Source organism: Sandaracinobacteroides hominis (assembly GCF_016464365.1).
Taxonomy (GTDB): Bacteria; Pseudomonadota; Alphaproteobacteria; order Sphingomonadales; family Sphingomonadaceae; genus Sandaracinobacteroides; species Sandaracinobacteroides hominis.
The window spans coordinates 459,725-481,826 of sequence record NZ_JADCUC010000001.1 but is presented as its reverse complement, the minus strand read 5'-3'; the positions used below and the strand labels follow the sequence as shown (position 1 = coordinate 481,826).

Here is a 22,102-nt window from a genome sequence, read left to right as displayed (position 1 = left end):
GCCAAACCCACCCTCAAGCCTATTTCCGATCGGGCACCGCAAACCGGCCGCTAACCCGGCTGCCCGGCTGCCCGCTCGAAGTCCGCCCGTCCAGGGTCGAACGCCCGCTCGCCAGATCGATGGTCAGCCGGTTGCCGTTCACCTTGGTCGTGCCCTGCGTCAGAACCACATTGCCGATCAGGGTCAGCACGCGCTTGTCCACGTCATAGATGCCAAAGCGGCTGGTCGCCCGCTCGGTCGGCGTCGCCAGCCGCACATTGCCGTCGGCATCCAGCCTCTGGATCACCGGATCGCCCTTCGCAGGTCGGCTATAGGCCACCTTGATGCGGTCTGCCTCCAGCGTCAGATTGCCCTGCCGCACGCGCACATTGCCGGTGAAGATCGCCTGGTTCTGCTGGTCCAGCACGTCAATGCGGTCGGCATCGACATCAATCGGCGCCTTGCTGTCCATCCCGCGCAGGGCAGAGGTGGAAATCCCCTGCGCCATCGTCGGGGCAGCAAGCCCGGCCAGCAACAGTGCGGCAAAGGTTCTGGAAAAAAGGGTCATCTGAACGTCCGGTTTGGAGTGATGCGCAGCTTCACGCCGCCGGTCATGCTCACCGTGCGGCCCGAAATGTCGGCGGTAAAGGCGTTGGCGGAAAATTCCCCCATCGGCAGCGTGCCGGATACCGGCTGCGTCGCCGTCACCCGATTCTCGTTGATATCCACATCGATGGAATTGCCGTCCAGGCTATAGCCAGAGGCAGAACGTGCCACCACAGGCCCGTTAACCCTCAGCTTGTTCTCGTCGATGAAGAACTCGCCCGAAGGCGCGGTAACCGTCGCCGGCCCCACTTCCTGCTCCAGCCGCGCCGACAAGCCCGAAAGCACCACCACCGGCACGGAACTGGTTTTCTGCACGCCGGATTCCGCCCGGATCTCGAACGGCTCCCCACGCGTGGTCTCGCCGCGATAGGTCGCTTCCTGCATCCGCATCCGCTCGCCGGCCCTTGCCGCACTGTCCTTCGACAGCAGGAAACTGAACTCCTGCGTCGACGAAAGCGGCAAGGCGATCAGCACCACCAGCAACAGCACCGAAGCCGCCGGAAACCCCCATTTGGCAATCGCCACCAGCGCGTCGCGCGGCCCACCCGGCAGCATGGAGCGCCGGCGCGCCTCCCTCTCCCGGGCCGCAGCCTCAGACATGCGCGAAAATGTCCACTTCGGGCCATCCGGCCAGATCCAGCTCGGCCCGCCACGGCAGGAAGTCAAAGCAGGCCTGCGCCAGCTCCGTCCGCCCTTCCCGCGCCAGACGCTCGTTCAGGATCGGCATCATCCGGTGCAAGAACCGCACGTCGGATGCCGCATAATCCTTCTGCGCATCCGACAGCGTCACCGCGCCCCAGTCAGAGCTCTGCTGCTGCTTGGAAATCTCCGCTCCCAGCAGCTCCCGCACCAGGTCCTTCAGCCCATGCCGGTCGGTATAGGTGCGGATCAGCCGGCTGGCCGTCTTCGTGCAGTAAACCGGCGCCGCGGTCGTCTGCAGATACTGGCGGATCACCGCCAGGTCGAAACGCGCAAAGTGATACAGCTTCAGCCGCGAGGGATCGGCCAGCACCTTCCGCAGGTTCGGCGCCGAATAATCCCCACGGAAGCGCACCAGATGCTCATCGCCCTGCCCGTCCGACAGCTGGATCAGGCACAGCCGATCGCGCAGCGGGTTCAGGCCCATCGTCTCGGTATCGACCGCAATCGGGCCGGGCGCAAAGGGATCTCCGGGAAGATCGTTCTCATGAAAATGAATGGCCATGTCGGGGTCAGGCCTTAAGCGGTTCAGCGCGTAACGGCAATGCGCCGCAAACCCTCAGCTCAGCCCAGATATGTCAGCAGCCACACGCCATATCCGGTCGCCATGCCCGAAAGCAGGGCCGCCCAGAACCGCCACCGTGAAGTCTGTTCGCTGGTTTGTGCCAACGTCTTTAACCCCTTTGAGGATGCGGGAGAAAGTTATCCACAGGCCGAAAACAGTCAAGACCACCGGTAGGGGGTGCGCGCATCCGCCACTCCCATATGCTGCAGCTAGGCCTTTCGGCCGCACAGGCGCATGCCAAAACCATGCCAGCTCCCCGCCCCAGAGACGCCGCCACGCTCATCCTCGTCCGCCGCGACAGCGCACAGCCCGCGATCCTCATGGGCCGCCGCTCCGGCGGGCATGATTTCATGCCCGGCAAATGGGTCTTCCCCGGCGGCCGCATAGACCGCGCCGATTACCGCGCCGCCGCCCTATCCGAACTCCGCGCCGAAGTAGCCGAGGAACTCGCCGCCACCGCCCGCCTCTCCCGGCAGGACGGCGCCCGCCTCGCCCGCGCGCTGGCGCAAACCGCCGTCCGCGAAACCTTCGAGGAAACCGGCCTCATCTTCGGCCACCGGAGCGGCGAAACGCTCCACTCGGATCTCTCCGGCCTCAGCTACATCGCCCGCGCCATCACCCCGCCGGCCCGGCACAAGCGCTTCGACGCCCGCTTCCTCCTCGCAGATGCCAGCGGGCTGCAAACCCTCGAACCCACCGACAGCCGCGAACTCAACGACCTCGCCTGGTTCACCACCGCCGAAGCGCGCGAGCTGGACCTCCCCACGGTAACCCGCGCCGTCCTCGACGTGGTGGATCTCCACATCTCCGGCCAACGCCCACAAACCACCCCCTTCTGGCGCTGGACCCGCAACATGCCCGGCCGCGCCCTCTAACGCCCGATTCGCCGCGGATTCGCGCCACAGCGCGAAACGCCTCGTCCCACCGTCCCATTCCGTTCATCGCAGCTGCGATCGCTTCGCCGCGCAGAGCGGTCGGATCGTCCCTCACCGGCAAGACAATCCCGTTTCCGCCATTAACATTAGTTCCAGCGACACATGAGCAGTCGCGTCCAATGGATTGGAAACCTGAAATGATTCGATTCAATCACGGCCTTCTGGCCGCCGGTGCCCTGTTGCTTGCAGGCCCCGTTCTGGCGCAGGCCGCGCCCGAACCTCCGCCGACCCCCAGCAGCCAGTCCACCCCGGCCGATCAGCCGCCCCCGCCCGAAGCCAACGCAGCGCCGACAACTTCCGCTCCCTCCAGCGCCGAGGCGCCCAGAGACGAGAAGAAGGAATCCGCGCCAAAGGGCGACACGCCGAAATAATCCCCGTCCGTCGCGCGCGCGGCGTCAGTCCAGATTGGGGCGCAGCCATTGCCGCGCCTGCTCCAGGCTGACGCCGCGCCTCGCCGCATATTCCACCAGCTGGTCTTCCCCCACCCGCGCCACGCCGAAATAGTGGCTGGCCGGATGCGCGAAGTAAAACCCCGAAACGGCGGCCGTCGGCAGCATCGCAAAGCTCTCCGTCAGCGTGATCCCGGTCGCATCCGTCGCCTTCAGCAGATCGAACAGCAACGGCTTCAGGCTATGATCCGGGCAGGCCGGATAGCCCGGAGCCGGTCGAATCCCCGAATATTGCTCGCGGATCAGCGCCGCATAATCCGGCACATGCGCCTTCTCATACCCCCACTGCTGCGTCCGGATCCGGAAATGCAGGGCCTCCGCCGCGGCTTCCGCAAACCGGTCCGCCAGGGCCTTCAGCAAAATGTCCGAGAAATCATCATGCTCGGCCTTGAACTCCGCGAGCTTCGCCTCGATTCCATGCCCTGCCGTCACGGCAAATCCGCCGATCCAGTCGGCGTCCGGCGATACGAAATCGGCGAGGCAGGCATTCGCCCTGCCCTCGCGCTTCACCACCTGCTGCCGCAGCATCGGCAGGCGCGCAATCGGCTCGCCGCGCGCCTCATCGGCAAACACCAGGATATCATCGCCATCGCGCCGCGCCGGCCAGATCGCCGAAACCGCCTTTGCTGTCAGCCACTTGCCGGCGATCAGCTGCTCCAGCATCACCTGCGCATCGTGCCACAGCGTCCGCGCCGCCTCGCCAACCAGCTTGTCCTCCAGGATCGCCGGATAATTGCCGTGCAGCTCCCACGCCCGGAAAAACGGAGTCCAGTCGATGAAGGGGGCCAGCTCCTCCAACGGCCAATCGTCGATCACCCAATGGCCGGTCTCGGCGGGCTTCACCGGCGGCTGCTCGGCAAAATCGACATGCAGCCCGTTGGTGCGCGCCTGGTCCAGAGCAGCCAAAGCCGATTGCCCGCCCGCCCGCTTCACGCGGATATCGGCATATTCCGCGGCAACTCCAGAGGTATAGTCGTCCGACAAGGTCTCCGAAACCAGCGTAGAGGCCACCCCCACCGCCCGGCTCGCATCCAGCACATGGATCGTCGGCCCGGCATAGGCAGGCGCAATCTTCAGCGCCGTATGCACCTTCGAAGTCGTCGCCCCACCGATCAGCAGCGGCATCTCGAACCCGGCCCGCTGCATTTCGCTGGCAACGGTCACCATCTCGTCCAGCGACGGCGTGATCAGCCCGGAAAGGCCGATCATGTCGGCCTTCTCCGCCTTCGCCGTCTCCAGGATCTTCGTCCAGGGCACCATCACCCCCAGGTCGATCACCTCGAAATTATTGCACTGAAGCACCACGCCGACGATGTTCTTGCCGATATCGTGCACGTCGCCCTTCACGGTCGCCATCACGATCCGCGCCTTGGGGGCAGCGCCCTCGTCCTTCTCGTCCTCGATGAACGGCACCAGATGCGCGACCGCCTTCTTCATCACCCGCGCCGATTTCACCACCTGCGGCAGGAACATCTTGCCGCCGGCAAACAGGTCGCCAACCTTGTTCATCCCGTCCATCAACGGGCCTTCGATCACCGAAATCGGCCGGTCCGCCAGCAGGCGCGCTTCCTCCGTATCGGCCACCACATAGGCATCGATACCATTCACCAGCGCATGCGAAAGCCGCTCACTCACCGGCAGATTTCGCCACTCTTCCGTAAGTTTTTCGGTAACCTGAACCTGATTGCTGAAACGCGATGCGAGCGTAATCAGCCGGTCGGTGGCATCCGGCCGACGCATCAGGATCACATCCTCGCACGCCTCGCGCAGCTCCGGATCCAGCTGGTCATACACCTCCAGCTGCCCGGCATTCACGATCGCCATGTCCATCCCGGCCGGGATCGCATGATACAGAAATACCGAGTGCATCGCCCGCCTCACCGCCTCATTGCCGCGAAAGGCAAAGCTCAGGTTCGAAAGCCCGCCCGAAATCCGCGCATGCGGACAGCGCGCCTTGATCGCCCGGCATGCCTCGATGAAATCGATGGCATAGCGGTCATGCTCCTCGATCCCGGTCGCCACGGCAAACACATTGGGATCAAAGATGATGTCCGATGGCGGGAAACCATCCGCCACCAGCAGGTCATAGGCCCGCGCGCAGATTTCCAGCTTCCGCTCCGCCGTATCGGCCTGCCCCACTTCATCAAAGGCCATCACCACGGCGGCCGCCCCATAGCGCCGCACGATCCGCGCATGGTGCAGGAACTGCTCTTCGCCTTCCTTCATGCTGATCGAATTCACGATCGCCTTGCCCGCCGTGCACTTCAGCCCGGCCTCGATCACCGACCATTTCGACGAATCGATCATCAGCGGCACCCGCGCAATGTCCGGTTCCGCCGCCAGCAGCTTCAGGAACGTCTCCATGGCCAGTTCGCTGTCCAGCAGCCCCTCGTCCATGTTCACGTCGATCACCTGCGCCCCGGCCGCCACCTGGTCGCGCGCCACCTCCAGCGCCGCCGTATAATCGCCCGCCACGATCAGCTTCTTGAACCGGGCAGAGCCGGTCACATTGGTCCGCTCACCGATGTTGATGAATTGCGTCGCGCTCATACGAAAACCGAAGCCTCCAGCCCGGAAAGCCGCAGCGCCGGCTCGCGCACCGGCGGTTCGCGCGGCGGCAACCCCGCCACAGCGCCTGCAATCGCCGCAATATGCGCCGGCGTAGTCCCGCAACAGCCGCCCACCGCATTGATCAGCCCGGCCTCCGCCCAATCGCGGATCAGCCGCCCGGTCGTATCCGGCAGCTCGTCATAGCCGCCGAACTCGTTCGGCAATCCGGCATTGGGATAGACCATCAGCAGCGTATCCACCGATTTCGCCAGGATCTGCACATGCGGCCTCAGCTCGGTCGCCCCAAAGCTGCAGTTCAGCCCGATGGTGATCGGCCGCACATGCTCCAGCGACACCCAGAACGCCTCCACCGTCTGCCCGGAGAGATTCCGCCCGGCGAGATCGGTCAGCGTCATCGACAGCATGATCGGCACCCGCCGCCCCAGCGCTTCCTCCGCCTCCATCGCCGCAAAGGCCGCCGCCTTGGCATTCAGCGTATCGAACACCGTCTCGATCAGGATGAAATCCACGCCGCCTTCCAGCAACGCGTCGATCTGCTCGCGATAAACGCCCTTCATCCCGTCGAAATCGACTTCCCGATAGCCGGGATCCTCCACCTTCGGGCTCAACGACAGCGTCTTGTTGGTCGGGCCCAACGCGCCTGCCAGAAAGCGCGGCCGCCCGTCCTCGGCGGATGCCCGGTCGATTTCCGCCCGCAGGATCCGCGCCGCCGCCAGGTTGATCTCGCGGACCAGCCCCTCGGTGCCATAATCCGCCTGGCTGATGGCGTTGGCGTTGAACGTGTTCGTCGCCAGCAGATCGGCCCCGGATTCGATATAGCTGCGCCCGATCCCGGCAATCGCATCCGGCCGCGTCAGGTTCAGGATATCGTTGTTGCCCTTCTGGTCGTGGTTGGTCGTCAGCTTTCCACGATAATCGGCTTCCACCAGATTAAGTGCTTGAACGGCAGTACCATATGGCCCATCCTTCACAAGAATTCTCGCGTTGGCCAGGGCACGGAAGGCGGTTTCGGCAGCAGAGGCAGCTATCATTTCGGGCGAACCCCAAGCAGGTGACAAATGGCGTAGGCAAGCTCCGCCCGGTTCAACGTGTAAAAATGGAAATGCCGAACGCCGCCGGCATAGAGCCGCCGCACCATTTCGGCGGCAATTGTCGCCGAAACCAGCTGCCGCGCCTCGGGCTTGTCATCCAGCCCGTCAAACAGCCGCGCCATCCACTCCGGCACGCAGGTCCCGCACTGCGCCGCCATCCGCTGCACATTGGCGAAGCTCGCAACCGGCAGGATACCCGGCACGATATCGGCGGAAATCCCCGCCCCCGCCGCCGCGTCGCGAAAGCGGAAAAACGTCTCCGGCTCGAAAAAGAACTGCGTAATGGCCCGCGAAGCCCCGGCATCCAGCTTCCGCTTCAGATGCGCCAGGTCGGCCGCCGCACTCGCCGCCTCCGGATGCTTCTCCGGATAGGCGCCAACGCTCAGTTCAAACGGCCGCAGCTTCGCCAGCCCGGCAACCAGGTCCGCCGAATCCGCATAGCCCTCCGGATACGGCGCAAACGTCTGAAAGACTCCGTCCTTCACCGGCGGATCGCCGCGCAGCGCCACGATATGCCGGATGCCCGCATCCCAATAGGCTTCCGCCACCTCGGCAATCTCGGTCTTGCTGGCCCCCACGCAGGTCAGGTGGGCGGCAGCCGGTATTCCGGTCTCCCGCACGATCCGCTCCACGGTCGAATGCGTCCGCTCCCGCGTCGATCCGCCCGCCCCATATGTCACGGAAACAAAGCGCGGCTTCAGCGGCGCCAAAGTCTCCACCGAATTCCACAGCGTCTCCGCCATCTTCTCCGTCTTCGGCGGGAAAAACTCGAAGCTCACCTCGATATCGCCGGGAAGGTCCGCAAACAGCGGACTGTTATGCGCCCGCTGCGCTTCCAGTTGAACCGCGTTCACCGCCTCCCCTCCCAAATCACAACATCCAGCTCCGGCCCCGGATGCACCGACAGCCGCGCCGCCTCCAGCCCGGCCGCCTGCATCCATCCCAGCACGCTCTCATCCTCGAACCCCAGCCGGCTATGGTGAAAACGGCTGCGCAATTCCTCGTGCCTGTGCGGCGCATAGTCGGCCACCAGCAGCTTGCCGCCGACATCCACCGTCCGCGCCGCTTCCGCAATCACCGCGGCGGGATCATCCGCATAGTGGAGCACATGGTTCAGCGTCACCGTATCGAAACTGCCCGGCTCAAACGGCAGCTGCCGCATATCCGCCTGCTGCACGGCCGCCTGCTGGTTGCCGGCAGCCGCCAGCTTCCCCCGCGCCAGCCGCAGCATTTCCGGCGACCGGTCGATCCCGGTAGCCGCCACGGCCTCATCGGCCAGCAACTCCAGCACCCGCCCGGTCCCGGTGCCGATATCCAGCAACCGCCCCACGGCCGGCACCCGCGCGGCCGCCACCAGCGCCGCTTCCACCGCCTGGTCCTGCCCGCCCATCCGGCGCAACATGTCCCACTCGCCGGCATTGGCGCGAAACCACTCGTCCACCGCCCTCTGCCGATCGGCCCGCACCTGCGCCAACCGCGCCCGGTCGCCCGCAATCAGGTCCTCCCCCACCAGCAGTTCATCCACCAGATGATAGAGCGTCTTCACCGGCAGCGTTTCCCCGACGCCCACGAACACAAAAGCGCCTTCCTTGTGCCGCCGCACCAGCCCGGCCTCGGCCAGAATTCGCACATGCCGGGAAACCCGCGGCTGGCTCTGGTCCAGCGTCTCCGCCAGCTCCCCCACCGAAAGCTGCAGATCGCGCACCAGTAGCAGGATACGAACCCGCGTAGGGTCCGCCAAAGCCGCAAAAAAATCATGCACGCGCGTCATGGATAAAAGACTTAAACATGTCTTTATATTTGGTCAACCGTTCGTCGACAGCTTGTCTCGCGCCCGCCCACCCACTAGCGCAGGGAAATGTCGCGTGTCGCCCTGCCCCTTCTCGCCGCCCTGCTGCTCTCCGCCTGCGCCCATGGCGGCGAAAAGCTCGATCGCGTCGCCATCACCGATACCGCACGCGCCGACCCCTGGGAAAAGACCAACCGCAAAATCTACGGCGTCAGCATGGCGCTCGACAGGGCAGTGCTCCGCCCGGTCACCGATGTCTATCGCTTCGCCATGCCAGAGGCGCCCCGGCGCGGCATTTCCAACGCCTACGACCTTTTCCAGGAACCCACCTACCTCGCCAATGCCGTCGCGCAGGGCAAGATCAAGAGCGCCTTCCGAGCCCTCGACCGCATCATGATCAACACCGTCCTCGGCCTCGGCGTCGCAGACCACGCAACCGGCATGGGCCTCGACGTGCAAAAGCATGATTTCGGCCAGACCCTCGCCGTCTGGAACGTCCCCTCCGGCCCCTATGTCATGCTCCCCTTCCTCGGGCCCTCCACCGCGCGCGACAGCGTCGGCTTCTTCGTGGATTTCATCCTCGATCCAATGGACTATGTCGAAGGCCGCGTCCTCGCCCCCGACGAACAGATCGTGAAGCTCGGCATCCGCCTCGTCGACACCCGCGCCAGCCTGCGCGACAACGGCGAGCAACTGCTGGTCGGCGCGGCAGACCCCTATGCCACCGTCCGTTCCGCCTGGCTGCAAAACCGCCGCTACGAAATCTTCGACGGCAACCTGCCCGACGAGACGGACGACAGCGAAGACCTCCCGCCGCTCCCGCCGCTACCGGATGAACAGGCCGCCGATCCAGCACCGGCAGAAACACCGGCCGAAACTCCGGAACCGGCAGCAGAGCCCACGCCGCCAGCCCAGCCCCAATCCTGAAGGCCGCGCCCATGCGAAGCACAGCCACCCTCCTCATCCTCGCCGCCGCACTCACTGCCTGCGGCAAGAAATCCGATGAAACGCCAGACGCCTCGGTTCAGCGCGGCATAGACCGCTCCGTCGCCGACATCCGCGCCGCAGACGCTGCCGCCGCAGCCCCGGTCGTCGAATCCAGGACCATCTCCGAACTCACCGGCAAGGTGAAAGAGCCCGAGCCTGTCGCCAGGGCCGCCAAAAAGCAGGTCGAGGAAATAGAAGGCTGACCTCCCCGGCCTGGATGGGCCGGGGATGGGTCGACCCAACCAGACCTACCGCAGCATCAACCCGCCATCGATCGCGATCGACTGCCCGGTAATATAGGGCGCCCGGTTCGAAGCCATGAACAGGATCGTCTCCGCCACTTCCTCCGGCTCCCCCCAGCGCCGCATCGGCACCGATTTCAGCAGCCGCTTCTCATAATCCGTATCCGTCCGCTGAACTTCCGTCATCCGCGTGCGAATGAACCCCGGCGCCACCAGATTCACCCGGACACCGTCGGGGGCCCACTTGTCCGCCAGCGCCCGCGTCAGTCCCAGCAGCCCCGCCTTCGAAGCCGTATAGGCCGGCACATCCTTCAGTGCCAGAAAGCTCGCCAAGGATCCGACGTTCACCACGCAGCCCCCACGCTCCTTCAATCCCGAATGAAACGCCGTGCACAGGCTCATCACCGAATTCAGGTTCACCTCGATAACGGTGCGAAAGCCCTCGTCCGAAAATTCGTTCGGATGCCCCATGCCGGCATTGTTCACCAGCACGTCCAGCGGCCCCACCTTCGCCACCACGTCAGCGACGGTGCCGGGCTTGGAAAAATCCGCCTGCACATAGGTAAAGGCGGAAAGATCGTCGCTGTAATCCGACGCATTGGCCCGCGTCCCCGTTATCGCCACCTTTGCGCCCGCCTTGGCAAACGCCGCCGCCGCCGCAAAGCCGATGCCCTGGCTTCCGCCCGTCACCAGCACCTGCTTGCCTTTGAACTCCGGCCAATTGCTCGCCATCTTCCACACTCCCTATCTGCTGCGCGCCAGATAAAGGCCGGAAAGCGCCCGCCAGCGACTGCCGAAAGTGAGGGCGGGCAAAAATGAGGGCGGGCGCAAAGTCTTGCCGTGCATTCGGTTCTGCGTCATGGAAACCGCCGAGAGAGGGACGGCCACCGGCGTAACCGCTGGGAAAGGGGCTGCACGCGTCGCGTCGGCCAGACGAACAGGAGATTACATTGACCGCCAGTCCTTCGCGCGCCCGCATGTTCAGGCCCGCCCTGCTGATTCTCCCCGCCCTCGTCGCCACAGGCTCGCTCCTCACCGCCTGCAAGAAGACAGAGGATGTCGCCGTCGCCGAAACCGACGGAAAGGGCACCGTCGTGGTCTCCAACGGCGCCGTCATTTCCAATGGCACCGTCGTCTCCACCGCCGGCGAAGGCGAATCGCTCGAGCTCACCGCCCAACTCCCGGCCTTTGCCCCCGCCTATCCGGGCGCCACGGTAAAGACCCAGATCGGCGACACTGCCTCGCCCGACGGCAAGGCCAAAGGCAGCCTGGTCATTTTCTCCACTGCCGATCCGATCGCCAAGGTCGCCGCCTTCTATGATGCAAAGGCAAAGGAACTGGGCCTGAAGGCCGGCATGGTCGTCAACGACAACGACAGCGCCGTCCGCATCTTCGGAACTGGAAACAGCGGCGACAAGACCGAAGGCGCGCTGATCGCCATCAGCAAGTCCGACGATGGCAAGAGCACCGAGATCGTCATCACTTCCGGCGCCGCCGAAAAGGAAGTGAAACAGTGGGAACGGCAGGACTGGAAATCCGCTCCACGTCCCATGCCCCGCCTCCAGTAAAGGCTCCGCTATCGGGCCGCCCGCCTCCCGCATTTGGCGGGCTGGCGGGCCGCCTCCACGCGGTCTAGTCTCCGCCCATGTTCCTGCACTTCCTAGACGAGCTGCGCGCAGCCAAGATTCCCGCCTCGCTGAAGGAGCATCTGCTTCTGCTGGAGGCGATGGAAAAGGGCGTCATCGACCGCCGGGTGGAGGATTTCTATTATCTCGCCCGCTCGGTCTATGTGAAGGACGAAGGCCTTCTGGACCGCTTCGATCAGGTTTTCTCCAAAGTCTTCAAGGGGCTGGAAACCAGCATCGAAACCGGCACGGCCGAAATCCCCGAGGAATGGCTGCGCAAGCTCTCCGAACTCTACCTCTCCGAGGAAGAGATGGAGAAGATCAAGGCGCTCGGCTCCTGGGAGGAAATCATGGAGACGCTGAAGAAGCGCCTCGAGGAGCAGAAGGAACGGCATCAGGGCGGCAACAAGTGGATCGGCACCGGCGGCACCTCGCCCTTCGGCGCCAACGGCTACAACCCCGAAGGCGTCCGCATCGGCCAGGACAAGAACCGCCACAACCGCGCGGTAAAGGTCTGGGACAAGCGCGAGTTCAAGAACCTCGACGCCACCGTCGAGCTCGGCACCCGCAACATCAAGGTGGCGCTCCGCCGGCTCCGGAAATTCGCCCGCGAAGGCGCCGCAGACGAGCTGGATCTTGCCGAAACCATCCGCGGAACGGCACGCAAGGCCTATCTCGACATCGTCATGCGCCCGGAGCGCCACAACGCCGTCAAACTGCTGCTGTTCCTCGACGTCGGCGGCTCGATGGACCCGCACATCAAGGTCATGGAAGAGCTGTTCTCCGCCGCCCGCAGCGAGTTCAAGCATCTGGAATATTTCTACTTCCACAACTGCCCCTACGAAGCCGTCTGGAAGGACAACAAGCGCCGCTGGTCGGAACGCACGCCGGTATTCGACGTGCTCCACAAATACCCGCACGACTACAAGCTGATCTTCGTCGGCGACGCCTCGATGAGCCCCTACGAGATCAACTATGCCGGCGGCTCGGTCGAGCACTGGAACGAGGAATCCGGCGAAACCTGGATGAAGCGCCTCACCGGCGTCTACCACTCCGCCGCCTGGCTGAACCCGATCCCGGAAAAGCACTGGGCCCACAGCCAGTCGATCCAGATGATCAAGACGCTGATGGAAGACCGCATGTTCCCCCTGACGCTGGAAGGTCTCGACAGCGCCATGCGCAGCCTGACGCGCAGTAACTGATTTGCCTGCGGCGCTTCGCGCCCGGTCTTGCCTTCGGCGCTTCGCGCCGGTTCCGCGCACTGGCGCGGGCGCGCGGTCGCGCTTGCGGGCTGCGCCCGGTCTTGCCTTCGGCGCTTCGCGCCGGTTCCGCGCACTGGCGCGGGCGCGCGGTCGCGCTTGCGGGCTGCGCCCGGTCTTGGTTTGGCGCTTCGCGCCGGTTCCGCGCATTGGCGCGGGCGCGCGGTCGCGCTTGCGGGCTGCGCCCGGTCTTGGTTTGGCGCTCCGCGTCCGGCCCTTTCACGTCCTAACTCAGAACAACCGGTCCATCCGCACGCCCACCACCAGCACATGATCCTCCACGGCCTGCACCGCGTTGACCACGTCGCCGGCCTTCAGCGCATTCACCAGTCGTGCCAGTTCATCGTCCGGATCATGTTCCAGCGGCAGGCGCATCACGTCGGCCACGATCATGTCGACCAGCGGGCCGGCTTCCTTCAGCGCCCGCGTCACGGCAGTCTGGTGAAAGGCGCTGCCGGTCGCTTCCGCGATCAGCATCAGCATTTCCCGATACGCTTCACTCCGGCCTGCCGTGTCCAGCCCGGATGACGGCAGGTAAAAGCGGTCATAGGCATCCGCCACGGCGGCCGCCTGTTCCGGCGTGATGTTTGTTGCCGCCAATCGCACCAGATTGCCCATCAACGGATGAATCCGCATCAGGAAATCGCGCTGCGGCATCCGCCGGTCCGATCGCACCATCCAGCCGTCACCGGCGCGAACCGTGGCGCCCCTCTCCTCCAGCAGCTTCAGCGCCGCGCGAACGTCCGCCACGCTCGCCTGCAGCACAGGCGCCAGATTGTCGGGTTTCAAAAACATGCCTCCGGGCAGATCCCGGCCCTTGATCTTCTGCAGCACTGCACACGCCAAACGTTCAGGTTCCAGAAGACCCGACTCCTGGCGACCGTCGCGACCCACGGCCATCAAGCACCTCCCCTCCAGGGCGGCGCGAAAGCTATCCCAGCTGTGGCGTTGTCACAAGAGCGTAATATGCATCCGGCACCAGCTTGTTCCGCACCCGGATTTGTCGCAGTCTCCGGGATGGGTAACCACAGCAAGGAAGCGAACATGGGGATTTTTTCCAGCCTGAAAGACGCAATCTTCGGCAGCGCCGAGGCAAAGGAAGTGGCCGTGAAAAAGGCTCCGCCGCCGCCGCCGGCAGCCGCGACCCCGCCGCCGCCGCCCGTGCCGCAGCCGGTCGATCTCGATGAAACCCTCGCCTACATGGCGGAAAAGCGGGGCCAGCCCTCCAACTACAAGACCTCCATCGTCGATCTGATGAAGCTCGTCGGCATGGACAGCTCGCTAGCCAACCGCAAGGAGCTCGCGCAGGAGCTGGGCTACACCGGCGCGCTGGACGGCAGCGCCGAAATGAACATCTGGCTGCACAAGGCGGTTATGGCAAAGCTCGCCACCGCGACGGTCTGACGCGTTTCGGCATCGGCCCGCTCCCCCGCCTGAACACCCTGCGCTACAGCATGGGGGTGGTCGGGCGGGGGAGCGGGCCGGTGCCGAACGAGCCGCTCAGCGGCTCAGGATGAAAAGAGCGTGGTCGGCCCTGAAGTTCGGCCACGCGTGGATCGGCGTCTCGCCCGAAAGATAGGCCTGTCCCTCGATGGTCAGCCCCATCTCCGCCGCCAGTGCGCGAAAATCGGCGATCGTGCACAGATGGATATTCTCGGTGTCGTGCCAGTTGGTCGGCAGTTTCTTCGTCACCGGCATCCGCCCGGTGAACATCAGGCTCCGCCGAACCTGCCAGTGGCCAAAGTTCGGAAAGGCCACGATGGCCTTCCGCCCGATCCGCACCAGCTCGCCCAGCACCAGCGCCGGCCGGTCCATCGCCTGCAGCGTCTCGGAAAGAATGGCATAGTCGACCGACTGGTCGGGAAAGGCCGAAAGATCGCTGGTCGCATCGCCCTGCACCACCGAAAGCCCGCGCGCCACGGCCGCAGCCACCCGCGTCGGATCGATCTCGATCCCGCGCCCGTCCACACCCTTCGCATCGCGCAAATACGCCAGCAGCCGCCCGTCCGAACAGCCGACATCCAGCACCGAAGCGCCGGCGGGCACCTGTTCCGCCACCTGCCGCAGCCGCACGGAAAGCCCGTTCAAGCGACCTCCCCCGCCTTCAGGAAGCCATCCACCACCTCATCCAGCCCGGGCGTATCCAGCAGAAACGCATCATGCCCGAACGGGCTGCTCAGCTCCACAAAGCTCGCATGCCGCCCCGCCGCCACCAGCGCCTGCACGATCCGCCGCGATTCCGCCGTCGGATACAGCCAGTCACTGTCAAACGAGATCACGCAAAACCGCGCCCGCGTCTCCGCAAACGCCCCCGCCAGCTGCCCACCATAAGCCTCTGCAAGATCGAAATAATCCAGCGCCCGGGTGATATACAGATAGGAATTCGCATCGAACCGGTCGACAAAACTCAGCCCCTGGTGCCGCAAATAGCTCTCGATCTGGAAATCCGCATCAAAGCCAAAGCTCTTCGCGGTCTTTTCCTGCAGATGCCGCCCGAACTTCGCCGTCAGCCCCGCTTCCGACAGATAGGTGATGTGCGCCGCCATCCGCGCCACCGCCAACCCCTTCGAAGGCCCGTTCCCCGCCGCATAGGCCCCGCCCTTCCACGCCGGATCGGCCATGATCGCCTGCCGCCCCACCTCGTGAAAGGCGATATTCTGCGCCGAATGCCGCGGCGCACAGGCAATCGCCACCACCGAGCGCACCCGCCCCGGATAGCTCGCCGCCCACTGCAGCGCCTGCATCCCGCCCATCGATCCGCCAACCACCGCCGCCAGCACCTCGATCCCCAGCAGGTCCATCAGCCCGGCCTGCGCCCGCACCATGTCGGCAATGGTAATCACCGGAAAGCGCAGCCCCCAGCTCTCCCCATCCACCGGATGCAGCGAAGCCGGCCCCTCGCTCCCCATGCAGCCGCCGATCACATTGGTGCAGATGATGAAGTGCCGCCTGGGATCGATCGGCTTCCCCTCGCCCACCATCCGCACCCACCAACCGGGCTTCCCCGTCAGCGGCTGCTCGGTCGCCACATACTGGTCACCCGTCAGCGCATGGCAGATCAGGATCGCATTGCTCCGGTCCGCATTCAGCTCGCCCAGCGTCTCGAATGCCACGGCAGGCGCCGGCAGCACCTGCCCGCTGTCCAGCGGCAGGTCATGCGGCAGCCGCAAAAAATTATGGGAAACAGTCTTCGCCACAGGGCGCCCGCGTTAGCATTGGCAAAGCGCTTGCCGCAACTGCCCCGCATAACTAGGGGGTTCAGCCATGAAAACGCCCACCCCCAATCCCTGGATCTCTGCGATCGAAGCCTACAAGCCCGGCTCTTCAAAGGGCGGCGGGCACATCAAGCCGGTAAAGCTCTCCTCCAACGAAAACCCCTGGGGCGCCAGCCCGCACGCCATCAAGGCGCTGCAGGACCATGCCGCCGGCTCCAATCGCTACCCCGACGGCACGGCCGAACGCCTGCGCGAGAAAATCGCCGCCCACCACAATCTCGATGCAGACCGCATCGTCTGCGGCACCGGCTCGGATGAAATCCTGCAGCTCCTGCCGCTCATCTACTGCAAGCCCGGCGACAGCGTCGCCTACGTCCGCCACGGCTTCATGGTCTACCCTATCGCCGCCCGCCGCGCCGGCGCCGAACCCCTCGCCGCGCCCGACAGCGACTACACCGCCGATATCGACGCGCTCCTCGCCACCGTCCGCGAAGACACGCGCGTCGTCTATCTCGCCAACCCCAACAACCCCACCGGCACGATGATCCCGGCCAGCGAAGTCGCGCGCCTGCACGCGGGCCTGCGCTCCGATATCCTGCTCGTCGTCGACCAGGCCTATGCCGAATATCTCGACGAGGCAGACCCGGACGGCGGCCTGGAGCTCGCCCGCACCCGGCCCAACGTGCTCGTCACCCGCACCTTCTCCAAGATCTACGGCCTGGGCGGCCTCCGCGTAGGCTGGGCAACCGGCTCGCAGGCCGTCATCGACGAAATCAACCGCGTCCGCGCCCCCTTCCCCATCTCGGTCCCGGCCCTCGCCGCCGCCGAAGCCGCGCTCGAAGACCAGCAGTTCGTCGCCGACTGCCGGCGCAAGAATCGCGAGCAGCGCACCCGCCTCGCCGACGCCATCACCCGCCTCGGCAACCGCGTTGGCAATGGCGGCCTCCGCGCCATCCCGTCCGAGGCGAACTTCGTTCTCATGGCCTGCCCGGAAACCGGCCCGCTCACGGCAGAGGCCTTCCACAACGGCCTCGCCCAGCGCGGATACCTCACCCGCTGGCTCCCCGGACAGGGCCTCGCCAACGCGCTGCGCATTTCGGTCGGCACCGAGGAAGAAACCACCGGTGTCATCGCCGCGCTGACAGAGATCGCCGAAAGCGCCTGATGCTGCCTTTCTCCCGCGTCGCCATCATCGGCCTCGGCCTCATCGGCTCATCGGTCGCCCGCGCGGTGCGGGCGAAGATGCCAACGGTCGCCCTTACCGGAACCGACGCAGACCCGGCCGTCCGCCAGCGCGTGATAGACCTCGGCCTCCTCGACGACGTAGCAGACACGCCCGCAGCCGCCGTAGTCGACGCCGATCTCGTCATCCTGGCCGTGCCGCTCGGCGCCTTCGCGGTCGTCGCCCGCGACATCGCCGCAGACCTCTCGCCCGGCGCCATCGTCTCCGACGTCGGCTCCGCCAAGCAAACCGTGATCGACGCCGTCCGCCCCCTCCTCCCCGAAAACGTCCACCTGATCCCGGCCCACCCGGTCGCCGGCACCGAGCGCTCCGGCCCCGACGCCGGCTTCCCCACGCTCTTCGAAGACCGCTGGTGCATCCTGACACCACTGGAAGGCGCAGACGAAACCGCCGTCACCCGCCTCGCCGAATTCTGGACCCGCCTCGGCTCCCGCGTCGAAATCATGGACGCCCGCCACCACGATCTGGTGCTCGCGGTCACCAGCCACATCCCCCACCTCATCGCCTATTCCATCGTCGGCACAGCGGCGGACCTCGAAGGCGTAACCCGCGGCGAAGTCATCAAATATTCCGCCGGGGGTTTTCGCGACTTTACGCGCATCGCCGCGTCCGACCCGACGATGTGGCGCGATGTGTTCCTGACGAACAAGGAAGCGGTGCTGGAGATTTTGGGCCGCGTGACCGAGGATTTGGCTGCCCTCCAACGCGCCATCCGCTGGGGCGACGCCGACACCCTGTTCCAACGCTTCACCAGCAGCCGCGACATCCGCCGCGCGATCATCGACGCCGGGCAGGACACGGCTGACCCGGACTTCGGGCGACATCACTGAAAAAACGCCCCTCCCGTTCACCTTCGGTGGCCTACGGCTCAGGGTTGGGGTGGGGACGCGCCGCAAAAAAACCAACCGAGCGCAAACCCGCACGTCCACCCTAACCGTCATCCCAGCGAAAGCTGGGATCCACAGAGCAAACGACCCGCAAAACCGTTCCCCGCAAGCCCAACCCTCCCGTCATCCCGGGCTTGACCCGGGATCCAGCTTCTATGGAGATTGGAAAAATATAACAGTCTGACAACGATGCGATGACGTCAGCATCGTCGGCTCGATCAGTGAAATCGCGACCTCAGCCAGGCAACCCGTTGCATCGCTAAGCTGAACTTCCATCCACAGTGAATTCCACTGTCTGCCAAGGTCAGCAATTGAGCGCGCTAAGCGGCCGGCGGCTAAGCCGCCGAGTCCGCTTGAAGTCAGCAAGAGAAGTAAGATTGCGGGCAAAGCCCGCCCGTCGGACGGGTTCGTGGGCAGTCGCCCACGCCCCGCCGGCCGGGCTTGCGCGGACTCGCGCGTTTTGGCTTCGCCAAAAGCGTCGGCCGCTCCAGCCCTGTCCTACACCCCCATTCCATGCCAAACCCCGCCAGGTGCAAACAGCAGCAAAGCTTCCGAAATTTCCGCTGTCCTACACCAAGCCCAAAAGCTACGCGCGCACCCGCCCGTACACGCGACTCCCTGGGAAGTTTGGGAAGTTTCGCGGCGCCCCCTCCGCCAAAAGGCGAAGGAACGCCAGCTCAATCCTCCAGCTCCTCCTCACTCCGGGCATCCACCACCCGTTTCGCCACCTCATAGCCATGCCCGGCTCGCGCCATCGCCCCCAGCTGCTTCATCCGCGCCTTCGGCTCCGTCACCGGCGGTCCGAACGGGCCCAACCGCTTGCGGTGGGCAAAATCCACCGCCGCGCCCAACGCATCCACGTCCGAAACCGCCGCGGCTACCAGCTCGCTATCCACCCCATAGGCCGCCAGCGCCTGTTTCACCCGCCCCGCGCCCATCCCGCGCCGTACCAGCCCCCGCGTCCGCGCCTCGGCAAAGGCCTGGTCGTTCACATAGCCCAACTGCACCATCCGCTCGGCCACCGCCTCCGGATCGGCAGCCGGCAGGCCCTCTTCCCAGCCCCGCTGCCGCAATTTCTGCCGAAGAAGCCGCACCAACCTCGCCCGCGTTGTCTGAAAACGCTCGACATATCTGACGGCGATGGCATCAAGCATGACAGGATCAAGAGGAGGGGGAGGCTTTCGTGTGCGCTCTTTGCGGGCCTTTGTTTGCCGGTTCTCAGCCATTGCCACCTTGCTGCCACAGTTCGGGCCTCTTTTGAACCATCATCCACGCCAGATAGGCGGCCGAATGATGCGGAAATCCGTGTCGCAAGGTCGCTGATCATGAAGGTAAGCCAGAGATGACTGCAGTGGAAACGAACCAGACCAGCGGGACCAATGCTCCCGATGCGCCTGCAACGCTTGCCGCTACCCCGCTGATGTCGGGAATCGAGTTCGTCACCGGCCGCTATCAAACCCTCACCGAAGCCCTCGATTACGCTGCAACGGGCGCCACCGGTTTCAACTTTTACGACGCCAAGGCAAATCTTGTGCGCGTCTACCCCTATTCCATGCTCGCAGCCGACGCCCGCGAAGGCGCGCTGCGCCTCATCGCGAAGGGCGTGCAGCCCGGCGATCGCATAGCCCTCATCGCCGAAACCGGCGCCGAATTCTGCGCCGCCTTCTTCGCGGCCCTCTATGCCGGCGTGCTTCCGGTGCCGCTGCCGCTGCCCACATCCTTCGGCGGCCGCCAGGCCTATGTCGAGCAGATCCGCGTCCAGCTCACCAGCTCCGATCCGGCCCTCGTGCTCGGACCAGACAGTTTGAAGTCGATCTTCGGCGAAGCCGCTGAAGGCATTGCCGAAACGCTCGGCTGGGAAGAGTTCGCCGCCCTCCCCGCGCCGGCCGCCGGGCTGCCGCAGGCCGATCCGGACGCGATCGCCTATCTGCAATACAGCAGCGGCTCCACCCGCTTCCCGCACGGCGTCGCGGTCACCCACCGCGCCGTCATGGCGAACCTCGCCGGCCACGCGAAAAGCATGGAAATCGCGCCCGGAGACCGCGGCGTCTCGTGGTTGCCCTGGTATCACGACATGGGCCTCGTCGGCACGCTGCTGTCGCCGATGGCGGTGCAGATGTCGGTCGATTACATCGCGACAGACGATTTCGCCCGCCGTCCGCTGTCGTGGCTCACCCTCATCAGCCGCAATCCGGGCAACAGCCTCAGCTATTCGCCCACCTTCGGCTACGACATCTGTGCCCGCCGCGTCTCGACGCAGACCGACGTGGAGGGCCGCTTTGACCTTTCCCGCTGGCGCATCGCCGGCAATGGCGCCGACATGATCCGCCCGGACATCTGCCAGGCCTTCGTCGATGCCTTCGCCCCGGCAGGCTTCCGCGCTGAAGCCTTCACCCCCAGCTACGGCCTCGCCGAAGCCACGCTCGCGGTCTCGGTCGCCCCGGTCGGCCAGGGCATCGTCTGCGATCTGATCGACGAAAAAAGGCTTGCAGGCGAAGGCTTTGCAGATGGTCCTTCAGATGCCTCCAAGCCCGTCCGCTACCGCGCCATCGTCGATTGCGGCATCGCGCTCGAAGGCCTCACCATCGAAATCCGCGGCGAAAACGGCAAGCCCTTGCCGGATCGCCAGATCGGCCGCGTGCTGGTAAAGGGCGTTGGGATCATGCAGGGCTATTTCCGCGATCCCGAAGCCACCGCCGCCTGCCTCTCCGCCGACGGCTGGCTCGACACCGGCGACATGGGCTATCTCGTCGACGGCCACATCTTCATCGTCGGCCGCGCCAAGGACATGATCATCCTCAACGGCAAGAACCATTGGCCGCAGGATATCGAGTGGGCGATTGAGCAGCTCGAAGGCTTCAAGGCCGGCGACATCGCCGCCTTCTCCATCACCACCCCGCAGGGCGAGGAAGCCCCCGCGGTGCTGGTCCAGTGCCGCACCACCGATCTGGACGAACGCGCCCGCCTGAAGGAAGCGATCCGCACCAAGGTCCGCGCCATCACCGGCATGAACTGCGTCGTCGAACTGGTCCCGCCGCGCACGCTGCCGCGCACCTCGTCGGGCAAGCTCAGCCGGGTAAAAGCCCGCCAGCTCTACCTGTCCGGCGAAATCATCCCCTTCGATGTAGCGGCGTGAATCCCTAACCGCTCCCGAAAGAAGCCGATGGTCCGCACCTCGGCTTCCTTCGAAGGCCCGCTTTCGGCCAGGTGAATCGTCAATACCGAATGCGGTGCCATCCCGGGAACCTGCCGGGCATCCTCAGGTTCCAGACTAACATCCTCAAACCGCTCGCCAAATTCCTTGCGCAACCGCGCAAACCGCTCCGCCGGCACAAACTTGTCCCCCTTGAACCGCAACCCCAGCAACGTCAGCCCTTCCGCTTCCATCCGCAACTTGGCACAACTGATCTCAGCCTCCGAAGCATCCAATCCACCCGGATCCCGAAACGGCAAGCTCGGTTGCGACAGTACCGGAGCAACGACACTGGGCTCCGTCATCATCGCCAGCGCAAACCCACCGGTAAAACACATCCCCACAGCCCCAACCCCCGGCCCACCGCAGTCAGCATGGGCAAACCGAGCCAGCGCCCGCAACCAGTCGACAATCGGGCTCGATTTGCCACCCTTCCAGGTCGAAAACTCCCGTCGGATGCAGACATTCAGGAACATCTGCCCCAGCATATAGCCGGTGCTCAACTGCTTCCCCGGCGTCCCGAACAGGCTGGGCATGAACACGGTCATCCCCGATTCCACCAGCCGGTCGGCAAACCGCACCACCAGCGGATGCAGCCCCGGAATCTCGTGCATCACGATCACCGCCGGCCCGCTCCCGCGCCGATAAACCGGCCGCGTCCACGGTCCGTCGGTGAAATCCGAAAGCTGATAATCCCCCAGCGGCATATCGGCAGGCTCGTCGCCAAAACCGCAGCTGTCAAGAAGCGCCCACATCCCCTAAGGCCA

23 protein-coding genes are annotated in these 22,102 nt (G+C 65.1%); 10 read left to right on the top strand and 13 right to left on the bottom strand.

The genetic code is table 11. The features are described 5' to 3' along the window. Nucleotides 1-19: 19 nt before the first annotated feature. The 3 genes from lptA to IM784_RS02445 are packed head-to-tail and all read right to left on the bottom strand — an operon-like array spanning nt 20 to nt 1,789. The gene (lptA, locus tag IM784_RS02455) at nt 20-547 is read right to left on the bottom strand and encodes a lipopolysaccharide transport periplasmic protein LptA (protein ID WP_199553685.1); all 528 of its coding nucleotides are present in this window, start codon (nt 545-547) and stop codon (nt 20-22) included. After that, on the bottom strand, nt 544-1,185 hold the full coding sequence (gene lptC / locus IM784_RS02450; RefSeq protein WP_199553684.1) for an LPS export ABC transporter periplasmic protein LptC: 642 nt from the start codon (nt 1,183-1,185) through the stop codon (nt 544-546). The genes lptA and lptC overlap by 4 nt, the downstream gene beginning before the upstream one ends. Further along, nucleotides 1,178-1,789 (bottom strand): ribonuclease D, encoded by a 612-nt coding sequence (locus IM784_RS02445; RefSeq protein ID WP_199553683.1) that lies wholly within the window; start codon nt 1,787-1,789, stop codon nt 1,178-1,180. Before IM784_RS02445 ends, lptC begins: the two co-directional genes overlap by 8 nt. Before the next feature lie 305 nt (nt 1,790-2,094). Between IM784_RS02445 and IM784_RS02440 the strand changes: the two genes are divergently transcribed. Together IM784_RS02440 and IM784_RS02435 are read left to right on the top strand one after the other, a co-directional pair. Then, nucleotides 2,095-2,724, top strand: a complete 630-nt coding sequence (locus IM784_RS02440) for an NUDIX hydrolase (RefSeq protein WP_199553682.1) — start codon at nt 2,095-2,097, stop codon at nt 2,722-2,724. 197 nt (nt 2,725-2,921) lie between these two features. Beyond that, nucleotides 2,922-3,155 (top strand): hypothetical protein, encoded by a 234-nt coding sequence (locus IM784_RS02435; RefSeq protein ID WP_199553681.1) that lies wholly within the window; start codon nt 2,922-2,924, stop codon nt 3,153-3,155. Nucleotides 3,156-3,179: 24 nt separating this feature from the next. Here IM784_RS02435 and metH read toward each other — a convergent pair whose 3' ends face one another. Genes metH through IM784_RS02415 form a run of 4 tightly spaced genes read right to left on the bottom strand, consistent with a single transcriptional unit; the run spans nt 3,180 to nt 8,666 of the window. Next, the gene (metH, locus tag IM784_RS02430) at nt 3,180-5,783 is read right to left on the bottom strand and encodes a methionine synthase (protein WP_199553680.1); all 2,604 of its coding nucleotides are present in this window, start codon (nt 5,781-5,783) and stop codon (nt 3,180-3,182) included. Beyond that, nucleotides 5,780-6,835: a homocysteine S-methyltransferase family protein gene (locus tag IM784_RS02425; RefSeq protein ID WP_199553679.1), complete on the bottom strand. Its 1,056-nt coding sequence runs from the start codon at nt 6,833-6,835 to the stop codon at nt 5,780-5,782. Before IM784_RS02425 ends, metH begins: the two co-directional genes overlap by 4 nt. After that, a complete protein-coding gene (gene metF / locus IM784_RS02420) occupies nt 6,832-7,749 on the bottom strand; it encodes a methylenetetrahydrofolate reductase (RefSeq protein WP_328799418.1) in 918 nt (305 codons plus the stop codon). Before metF ends, IM784_RS02425 begins: the two co-directional genes overlap by 4 nt. Beyond that, on the bottom strand, nt 7,746-8,666 hold the full coding sequence (locus tag IM784_RS02415) for an ArsR/SmtB family transcription factor (RefSeq protein ID WP_199553677.1): 921 nt from the start codon (nt 8,664-8,666) through the stop codon (nt 7,746-7,748). The genes metF and IM784_RS02415 overlap by 4 nt, the downstream gene beginning before the upstream one ends. A gap of 87 nt (nt 8,667-8,753) precedes the next feature. On the opposite strand from IM784_RS02415, the gene IM784_RS02410 reads away from it, so the two are divergent. Both IM784_RS02410 and IM784_RS02405 read left to right on the top strand, forming a co-directional pair. Further along, nucleotides 8,754-9,611, top strand: a complete 858-nt coding sequence (locus tag IM784_RS02410; protein ID WP_199553676.1) for an MlaA family lipoprotein — start codon at nt 8,754-8,756, stop codon at nt 9,609-9,611. 11 nt (nt 9,612-9,622) lie between these two features. Further along, nucleotides 9,623-9,874 (top strand): hypothetical protein, encoded by a 252-nt coding sequence (locus IM784_RS02405; protein WP_199553675.1) that lies wholly within the window; start codon nt 9,623-9,625, stop codon nt 9,872-9,874. Nucleotides 9,875-9,919: 45 nt separating this feature from the next. On the opposite strand, the gene IM784_RS02400 is transcribed toward IM784_RS02405, so the two are convergent. After that, complete coding sequence (locus IM784_RS02400; RefSeq protein ID WP_199553674.1) at nt 9,920-10,645, bottom strand: SDR family NAD(P)-dependent oxidoreductase; 726 nt, start codon at nt 10,643-10,645, stop codon at nt 9,920-9,922. 218 nt (nt 10,646-10,863) lie between these two features. Here IM784_RS02400 and IM784_RS02395 point away from each other — a divergent pair, with 218 nt between their 5' ends. Both IM784_RS02395 and IM784_RS02390 read left to right on the top strand, forming a co-directional pair. Then, a complete protein-coding gene (locus IM784_RS02395; RefSeq protein WP_199553673.1) occupies nt 10,864-11,481 on the top strand; it encodes a hypothetical protein in 618 nt (205 codons plus the stop codon). Nucleotides 11,482-11,558: 77 nt separating this feature from the next. Further along, nucleotides 11,559-12,740, top strand: a complete 1,182-nt coding sequence (locus IM784_RS02390; RefSeq protein WP_199553672.1) for a vWA domain-containing protein — start codon at nt 11,559-11,561, stop codon at nt 12,738-12,740. Nucleotides 12,741-13,028: 288 nt separating this feature from the next. Here the strand turns inward: IM784_RS02390 and IM784_RS02385 are convergent, their stop codons facing one another. Next, nucleotides 13,029-13,592 carry an FCD domain-containing protein gene (locus IM784_RS02385; protein ID WP_199553671.1) on the bottom strand — a complete coding sequence of 188 codons (564 nt, stop codon included), beginning with the start codon at nt 13,590-13,592 and terminating at the stop codon, nt 13,029-13,031. A 249-nt stretch (nt 13,593-13,841) separates the two neighbouring features. On the opposite strand from IM784_RS02385, the gene IM784_RS02380 reads away from it, so the two are divergent. Continuing rightward, on the top strand, nt 13,842-14,201 hold the full coding sequence (locus IM784_RS02380) for a DUF3597 domain-containing protein (protein WP_199553670.1): 360 nt from the start codon (nt 13,842-13,844) through the stop codon (nt 14,199-14,201). Nucleotides 14,202-14,297: 96 nt separating this feature from the next. Here IM784_RS02380 and metW read toward each other — a convergent pair whose 3' ends face one another. Together metW and metX are read right to left on the bottom strand one after the other, a co-directional pair. Beyond that, nucleotides 14,298-14,885, bottom strand: a complete 588-nt coding sequence (gene metW / locus IM784_RS02375; protein ID WP_199553669.1) for a methionine biosynthesis protein MetW — start codon at nt 14,883-14,885, stop codon at nt 14,298-14,300. Next, on the bottom strand, nt 14,882-15,994 hold the full coding sequence (gene metX / locus IM784_RS02370; protein ID WP_199553668.1) for a homoserine O-acetyltransferase MetX: 1,113 nt from the start codon (nt 15,992-15,994) through the stop codon (nt 14,882-14,884). Before metX ends, metW begins: the two co-directional genes overlap by 4 nt. Before the next feature lie 67 nt (nt 15,995-16,061). Between metX and hisC the strand changes: the two genes are divergently transcribed. Continuing rightward, nucleotides 16,062-17,177, top strand: coding sequence for a histidinol-phosphate transaminase (gene hisC / locus IM784_RS02365; protein ID WP_199553667.1), 1,116 nt, complete (start codon nt 16,062-16,064; stop codon nt 17,175-17,177). Beyond that, complete coding sequence (locus tag IM784_RS02360; protein WP_199553666.1) at nt 17,177-18,085, top strand: prephenate/arogenate dehydrogenase family protein; 909 nt, start codon at nt 17,177-17,179, stop codon at nt 18,083-18,085. Before hisC ends, IM784_RS02360 begins: the two co-directional genes overlap by 1 nt. Nucleotides 18,086-18,819: 734 nt before the next feature. Here IM784_RS02360 and IM784_RS02355 read toward each other — a convergent pair. Beyond that, on the bottom strand, nt 18,820-19,296 hold the full coding sequence (locus tag IM784_RS02355; RefSeq protein WP_235976484.1) for a regulatory protein RecX: 477 nt from the start codon (nt 19,294-19,296) through the stop codon (nt 18,820-18,822). A gap of 188 nt (nt 19,297-19,484) precedes the next feature. On the opposite strand from IM784_RS02355, the gene IM784_RS02350 reads away from it, so the two are divergent. After that, entirely contained in the window at nt 19,485-21,278 is a 1,794-nt protein-coding gene (locus IM784_RS02350; RefSeq protein WP_408015270.1) for a fatty acyl-AMP ligase, read from the top strand. Here the strand turns inward: IM784_RS02350 and IM784_RS02345 are convergent. Then, on the bottom strand, nt 21,236-22,090 hold the full coding sequence (locus IM784_RS02345; RefSeq protein ID WP_235976483.1) for a dienelactone hydrolase family protein: 855 nt from the start codon (nt 22,088-22,090) through the stop codon (nt 21,236-21,238). The two genes, IM784_RS02350 and IM784_RS02345, sit on opposite strands and share 43 nt — an antisense overlap. Between the last annotated feature and the right edge of the window lie 12 nt (nt 22,091-22,102).